The sequence below is a fragment of the Cupriavidus basilensis genome, from assembly GCF_029335485.1.
In the GTDB taxonomy this organism is placed as follows: Bacteria; Pseudomonadota; Gammaproteobacteria; order Burkholderiales; family Burkholderiaceae; genus Cupriavidus; species Cupriavidus basilensis_E.
Window position 1 is genome coordinate 1 of sequence record NZ_JARJLM010000490.1, and the last position, 7,007, is coordinate 7,007.

Genomic DNA, 7,007 nt, shown 5'->3' on the forward strand with positions numbered 1-7,007 from the left:
GCGGGTATACTCCCGCTCGCCAATCCGCTAGCCTGTTATGAAGTGCATCGGGCATGCCGGCCGGACGCCCCGGCGCGCCGCCCGCCATGCCAGTGAGCGCCGATGCACTTCATAACAAGCTCGAGGGGAGCCCATGAAGCTGTACGCATCGCAGACCAGTCCTTACGCGCGCAAGGTGCGCGTAGTGATGGCAGAGAAAAAGATCGATTACCAGATGGTGGAGGTTGACGTGTGGTCGCCGGACACCACCATCGGACAATTCAACCCGCTGGGCAAGGTGCCATGCCTGGTGATGGAAGACGGCGGCGCGATCTTCGATTCCCGCGTGATCGTCGAGTATGTCGACACCCTGACGCCGGTCAGCCGGATGATCCCGCAAGCCGGGCGCGAACGCGTCGAAGTCCGCTGCTGGGAAGCGCTCGCCGATGGCCTGCTCGACGCAGCCCTGCTGGCGCGCCTGGAACACACCCAGCGCGAGCCCGAACAGCGCAGCGAGCGCTGGGTCAAGCGCCAACTCGGCAAGATCGACGCCGCGGTCGCAGCTATTGCCGACGGACTGGCCGACCGTCCCTGGTGCTCGGGCAACCATTACTCGCTGGCCGACGTGGCGGTGGGCTGCGCGCTGTCGTATCTCGACTTCCGCTTCCCGGAGATTGCCTGGCGCGAGCGCCACCCGCGCCTGGCGGCGTACCAGGACAAGCTGGGCAAGCGCCAGTCCTTCATCGACACCGAGCCGCCCCGCGGCTGAGCCGCTCCGGCGCGGTGAGAAAGAACCGGCCTGGAGCGGGCCGGTTTTCTATGCGCAGGCGTGGCCCCGGATCACTGGATGATGCCGCCGCCCAGGCACACGTCGCCGTCATACAGCACGGCGGACTGGCCCGGGGTGACCGCCCACTGCGGCTGCGCGAAGGTCAGTTGCAGCGCATCGGCAGCGGATGCCGTCACCGTGCAGGGGGCATCGCTCTGGCGATAGCGCGTCTTGGCCGACAGCGTGGCGCCGGCCGCCGGCCCCTCGCCCGCCACCCACGACAGGTCGGCAGCATCGAGCGTGGGCGTCAGCAGCCACGGATGTTCGTGACCCTGCACCACGTACAGGGTGTTGCTGGCCATGTCCTTGCGCGCCACATACCAGGCATCGCCATTGCCGGTGCGGCTGCCGCCCAGACCGATGCCCTTGCGCTGGCCCAGCGTATAGAAAGCCAGGCCGATGTGCTGGCCGACCTCCTTGCCGTCGGGCGTCACCATCGGGCCCGGCCTGGTAGGCAGGTAGCGGTTGAGGAAATCGCGGAAAGGCCGCTCGCCGATAAAGCAGATGCCGGTGGAGTCCTTCTTCCTGGCGTTGGGCAGGCCGATCCCGGCGGCAATCTCGCGCACCCGTGTCTTGGGCATTTCGCCCAGCGGGAACAGCGTGCGCGACAACTGCGCCTGGTTCAGGCGGTGCAGGAAGTAGCTCTGGTCCTTGGTGTGATCAAAGGCCTTGAGCAGCTCGAAGCGGCCCGTGCCGGCGCCTGCGTCCGCCCCCACCTCGCGCACGCGCGCGTAATGGCCGGTGGCGATGGTATCGGCGCCGAGCGACATGGCATGATCGAGGAAGGCCTTGAACTTGATCTCGGCATTGCAGAGCACATCGGGATTGGGCGTGCGGCCGGCCGAATACTCGCGCAGGAAATCGGCGAAGACGCGGTCCTTGTACTCGGCGGCGAAATTGACCGCCTCCACATCGACGCCGATCAGATCCGCCACCGAGACCACGTCCAGCCAGTCCTGCCTGGTCGAGCAGTACTCGCCGTCGTCATCGTCCTCCCAGTTCTTCATGAACAGGCCGATCACCTCATAGCCCTGCTGCTTGAGCAGCCACGCGGTCACCGAGGAATCCACGCCGCCCGACATGCCCACCACCACGCGCTTGCCGGTGCTCATGACGGTGCCCCGGCTGCCAGCACGGAAGGATGCGTGTAGAGCGCGTCGAGCGCGAAGCGCTTGCCCGCCAGGTAGTCGTCGATGCAGGCCATCAACAGCGGCGTGCGGTGGCGGCCGGGACAGGCGCGGATCTCGTCGGCGCTCATCCACAGCGTACGCACGATGCCGGTATCGAGCTGGCGCCCGGCATCGAGCGCGCCGAGCTCGCCGGTAAAGGCAAAGCGCACATAGGTGATATCGCCGCCCGCCCGCGCCGCAGTGCCGGCCGAATGCGAACGGGCCGTATAGCAACCCAGCAGCGCGCGCGGTTCGAACGTGTGCGCGGTTTCTTCCAGCGTTTCGCGGATCACGGCATGAACCAGGCTCTCGCCGGGATCGAGATGGCCGGCAGGCTGGTTCAGCCGCAGGCCGTCGGGGGTGTCTTCTTCCACCAGCAGGAAGCGGCCGCCGCGCTCGATAACGGCGGCGACCGTGACGCTGGCTTTCCAGTCATGTGACATGATGCACAAATTTTAGGCAATCCGGCATTTTACCGGTTGCTGCCCTTTCGCGCATCCGCACGCCAAACACGCCCTGGCCGCGGCAATGTCTAGGCCGGCAGCAAAGTGCTGTCCACGTCCTCCACCGCCGGCAGCAGGGATATCGCCTGTTCCAGCCGTTCCTGCAGCGCCCGGCTGGCCGGCGACAGCGGCCGCCTGACCTCGGGCCCGGCCATCCCGCACAGCGCCAGCGCGGCTTTGACGGGAGCCGGGTTGGGCTCGGAGAACAGCAGCGCAACCAGCGGCGCCAGGCGCGCGAACAGCGCCTGCGCTGCCTCGACGTGCCCGGCCGCCACCAGTTGCAACAGGCGCACGAACAGATCGGGGCGGATATGCGCGCTGGCCGGCACCACGCCGTCGCCGCCGGCCAGCAAGTGGTCCAGCATCGCCGCATCCTCGCCGCAGAATACGGCGAGCCGCTGGCTTCCCGCGAGGGCACGCAGCCCGGCCGCATCGCATTCTTTGACCGCGACGATGCGCGGATGCGCCGCCAAGCGCTGCACCAGCGCCGGCGACAGTGCGCAGCCGGTGCGCTTGGGCACGTTATAAAGCATCAGCGGACGCCACGTTGCGTCGGCCACGCGCTCGAAATGCCAGGCGATGCCCTCGTCGCCCGGGCGCAGGTAATACGGCGGCGGCACCAGGTAGCCCGCCAGGTCGAAGCGATCGAGCTGGCGCACCTGCTCGCAGACGACCCGGGTATCCACGCCGCCGACACCGGCCAGCACTGGCAACGCCCCATCCACCGCCTCCAGCACCGCCGCGGTGAACATCAGGCGCTCGGCCGGCGACAGCAGTCCGCCTTCGCCGGTGGTGCCAAGTATGGCCAGCCCGTCCACGCCGCTGGCCACATAGTGCGCGGCCAGCCGCTGGGCGCAGGCCAGGTCCGGTTCGCCGTCCCGCATCGGTGTCACCAGCGGCAGCCACAGCCCTGCTCTCGCCAGCGTGCTCTGCCCGTCGCGCAAAGCCGGGCCAGAATCCGCCAGCCCGGCCGGGCCCGCATCGACCTCAGTGTGCCGCATGGTCTTGCCCCAGCTGGGTGGTGACGCCGAATTCGGCGGCCGGCAATGCGATCATGATGGCGTGCATGGCGGCATCACGGCCACCGCGCTCGACTTCCACATGCAGGGTGGTCTCGCCATGGCGGTGGTCCACTTCGACCACGTAGACGCGCGCCAGCTGCCCGATCGCGCGGTGCAGCGACTGGCGCAGCGCGAAGACCTGGCTTGACGCCACCGCCAGGCGCAGCCGGATCCAGCTGCACGCGGTGTCCGCGGCAAGCAAGGGCGGCGTGGCGGAGGCGGCGCCGATGCGGGATTGCGCCGGGGAAGCGGCGCGCGAATCCGTGCGCGCGTCGCTGCGGGCATCCACTCGGGAAAGGCGGCGGCGCGGCACGGAAGCATAGGCCACGGCAAGGCTGGACTGTCGCATGTAAGCGGGACCCGCGCGGCGCGGGTCATCTGTTGAACATGGAACCATGCTAGGCAGAGTGGCCTCAAGTTGATGCAGTATTCGCCGCCGGCACCATCAAAAAGTCGTCAAGAAGCGGCGGCGGGACAGTCAGGACAGTCAGAACGTCTTGGTGATCGAAGCAAAGGCCGTGGCCTTGCCGATATAGCGCCCCGGCACATTGGTATAGACGGACTTGTTGGCGTTGGTATCGATATAGGCGAGCGCCAGCGCGAAGCCCTTGCCCAGGTCCTTGGTCAGCCCCAGCTTCCAGTCCGTGTACGAAGCGTCGGTCACGTTCTTGACCTTCTGGTAGCCCACGTGCGCATTCAGCGTCAGGCCCCAGAAGTCCAGCGGCACATTGGCCGACAGGTCGACGTAGTAGCTGTTCTTGCTGTCGGCGAAGCCGAACAGGTTGGTGACCGCGTGCGAGTATTTCAGGAATACCGGGCCATAGCCGATGCCGCCATACAGCTCCGTGGTGTACGGCCGCGTATAGCCCGACGGGTAGTCGCCGGGATAGTAGTACTCCAGCGCGCCCACATCGTAATTCCACTCCAGGCCACCCAGCGTGAAGGTGTTCTTGAAGCCGCCGTAGAAGTCCATTTCGACCGGCGCGGACACCTTGGCGTTGCTGTCTCCCAGCCAGCTGATGCTCGAGTTCCAGTTGCCCAGGTAGAAGCCGCTCGAATGCGAATAGTCGAAACCGCCCTGGATCGCCGGCCGGCGGTTGGTCTGCATCAGGCCGCGGTAGCGATATTCGCTGGCCAGGGTCACGTTGGCGCTAAGGGTATGCGGCGAGGCTTCCGCCGCCACGGCATCGGTGGATGCCCCTCCCTCCTGGGCTGTGCTCTGGGCGAAGGCTGCGGGAGCGGCCGACAAGAGCGTGGCGCAGAGCAGGGAAAGCGCGCTGGCGCGCGGGGCGTCAAAACGGGAAGCAGTCATGGATAGCTTGGCAAATGGGAAAGACATCGGTCCATAGGAGGCGGTGGACACAGCCGCGCCGGCGCAGGCCGCCGGGAGACCATGACAGTAAGGGAGCGCATCTCAAATCGGTGTCAAGAATGGGCCCGGCCGCCAAGGGATGGCATAAAAATCCTCAACGGCACGCCGGTGGGCGGCCAGGCCATGCAGCCACCCTATGGGGGCCATGCAGCGTACGCGCTGTTGCGCAAAAGCCGACCGGCCAGTCACCACGGATCGCCAGATTCCTGTAAGCTGCGAAAAAATTGTGCGCTGCGCTCGGCCCCGGCCGTACGCAGGACAGAACACAAGGGCCGAGGACGTCCGCCCGCTCAGCAGATACGTGGCATTGTCAGAATGAAACGAAGCGGTTCTGGTCAGGCGAGCGCGCCGCATCGCCAGAATCATTTTGACAGCGCCTCAAAGACGCCAGCAAAAGGAGAAATTGACGATGCACATCGGCATCCCGCAGGAGACGCGGGCAGGTGAGACTCGTGTCGCCGCCACCCCGGAGACGGTCAAGAAGTACGTCATGCAAGGCCATCAGGTCATTGTCCAGTCGGGAGCTGGCGTGCGCGCCAGCCAGCCGGATTCGGCCTATGAGGCGGTCGGCGCCACCATTGGCACCGCGGCCCAGGCCCTGGGCGCGAAGCTGGTGCTCAAGGTCCGTGCCCCCGACGATGCCGAGCTCGCGCTGATGAAGCCGGGCGCCGCGCTGATCGGCATGCTCAATCCCTTCGACGCAGAGAACAACGCACGCATGGCGCGCGCCTCGCTGACGGCCTTCGCGCTGGAAGCCGCGCCGCGCACCACGCGCGCGCAGAGCATGGACGTGCTCTCGTCCCAGGCGAATATCGCCGGCTACAAGGCGGTGCTGGTCGCCGCCCACCACTACCAGCGCTTCATGCCGATGCTGATGACCGCCGCGGGCACCGTCAAGGCCGCGCGCGTGCTGATACTCGGCGCCGGCGTGGCCGGCCTGCAGGCCATCGCCACCGCCAAGCGGCTGGGCGCGGTGATCGAAGCCTCCGACGTGCGTCCGGCCGTCAAGGAACAGATCGAATCGCTGGGCGCCAAATTCCTCGATGTGCCCTTCGTCACCGACGAAGAGCGCGAGATCGCGCAGGGCGTGGGCGGCTATGCACGCCCGATGCCGCCCGACTGGATGCGGCGCCAGGCCGAACTGGTGCACGAGCGCGCCAAGGCGGCCGACATCGTCATCACCACCGCGCTGATCCCGGGCCGCCAGGCACCGGTGCTGCTCAGGGAGGAGACCGTGCAGGCGATGAAGCCGGGCTCGGTGGTGGTCGACCTGGCCGCGGCGCAGGGCGGCAACTGCCCGCTCACGGTGGCCGACGAGGTGGTGGAGCGCCACGGCGTCACGCTGATCGGGCACACCAACCTGGCCAGCATGGTGGCGGCCGACGCTTCGGCCCTCTATGCGCGCAATGTGCTCGACTTCCTCAAGCTCGTCATCGACAAGGACGGCCAGTTCACGCTGAACCTGGAAGACGACATCGTCGCCGCCTGCCTGATGTGCAAGGATGGCCAGGTGGTCCGGGGCGCTTCCTGAGACGGCGCCGGGCCCCAGGCGGCCCGGCCGTTTTAGAATGGCGCCAGGCGATTCTGGCCAGACGCGCGATTTTCGCGCCGCTGCCGGCGTTCGCCGGCCTGGCCGGCCAACGCCCAGGCACCGGAATCATTCCAAGTGGCCCGGGGAACGCAAACCCAAGGGCCCCCTTAAAAGCTCATCCAGCATCAACCAAGGACGTATCACCCATGCAACGCATCATGCTCCGCGCCAAGCTCCATCGTGTCACCGTGACGCAGGCGGACCTCCACTACGAGGGCTCATGCGGCATCGACGAGAATCTGCTCGAAGCGGCCGACATGAAGGAGTTCGAGAAGATCGAGCTGTACAACGTCAACAATGGCGAGCGTTTCTCCACCTACATCATCAAGGGCGCGCGCGGCACCGGCGAGATCTCGCTCAACGGGGCGGCCGCACGGCGCGCGCACCTCGGCGACCATCTCATCATCTGCACCTACGCGCCGATGAGCGATGACGAGATCGCCACCTACAAGCCGAAGATCATCCTGGTGGACGACAACAACGCCATCAAGGAAATCAAGAAG

General features: G+C 66.8%; 8 protein-coding genes. 3 read left to right on the forward strand and 5 right to left on the reverse strand.

Features of this window, described 5'->3' with window-relative positions; translation table 11 throughout:
* Positions 1-133 precede the first annotated feature (133 nt).
* Positions 134-748 (forward strand): glutathione S-transferase family protein, encoded by a 615-nt coding sequence (locus tag P3W85_RS30345; protein ID WP_276267495.1) that lies wholly within the window; start codon positions 134-136, stop codon positions 746-748.
* Positions 749-819: 71 nt separating this feature from the next.
* Here P3W85_RS30345 and mnmA read toward each other — a convergent pair whose 3' ends face one another.
* From mnmA to P3W85_RS30370, 5 genes are all read right to left on the reverse strand, one after another.
* Positions 820-1,920, reverse strand: coding sequence for a tRNA 2-thiouridine(34) synthase MnmA (gene mnmA / locus P3W85_RS30350; RefSeq protein ID WP_017226541.1), 1,101 nt, complete (start codon positions 1,918-1,920; stop codon positions 820-822).
* The gene (locus tag P3W85_RS30355; protein ID WP_017226540.1) at positions 1,917-2,420 is read right to left on the reverse strand and encodes an NUDIX hydrolase; all 504 of its coding nucleotides are present in this window, start codon (positions 2,418-2,420) and stop codon (positions 1,917-1,919) included. Before P3W85_RS30355 ends, mnmA begins: the two co-directional genes overlap by 4 nt.
* Positions 2,421-2,509: 89 nt before the next feature.
* Positions 2,510-3,481 carry a 4-hydroxy-tetrahydrodipicolinate synthase gene (dapA, locus tag P3W85_RS30360; RefSeq protein ID WP_276267496.1) on the reverse strand — a complete coding sequence of 324 codons (972 nt, stop codon included), beginning with the start codon at positions 3,479-3,481 and terminating at the stop codon, positions 2,510-2,512.
* The gene (locus P3W85_RS30365) at positions 3,468-3,890 is read right to left on the reverse strand and encodes a hypothetical protein (RefSeq protein ID WP_276267497.1); all 423 of its coding nucleotides are present in this window, start codon (positions 3,888-3,890) and stop codon (positions 3,468-3,470) included. The genes dapA and P3W85_RS30365 overlap by 14 nt, the downstream gene beginning before the upstream one ends.
* Before the next feature lie 138 nt (positions 3,891-4,028).
* Positions 4,029-4,853, reverse strand: coding sequence for a TorF family putative porin (locus P3W85_RS30370; protein ID WP_276267498.1), 825 nt, complete (start codon positions 4,851-4,853; stop codon positions 4,029-4,031).
* A 469-nt stretch (positions 4,854-5,322) separates the two neighbouring features.
* Here P3W85_RS30370 and P3W85_RS30375 point away from each other — a divergent pair, with 469 nt between their 5' ends.
* Both P3W85_RS30375 and panD read left to right on the forward strand, forming a co-directional pair.
* Complete coding sequence (locus P3W85_RS30375; protein ID WP_276267499.1) at positions 5,323-6,444, forward strand: Re/Si-specific NAD(P)(+) transhydrogenase subunit alpha; 1,122 nt, start codon at positions 5,323-5,325, stop codon at positions 6,442-6,444.
* Positions 6,445-6,650: 206 nt separating this feature from the next.
* On the forward strand, positions 6,651-7,007 hold a 357-nt coding region (gene panD, locus P3W85_RS30380), incomplete at its 3' end, for an aspartate 1-decarboxylase (RefSeq protein ID WP_276267500.1).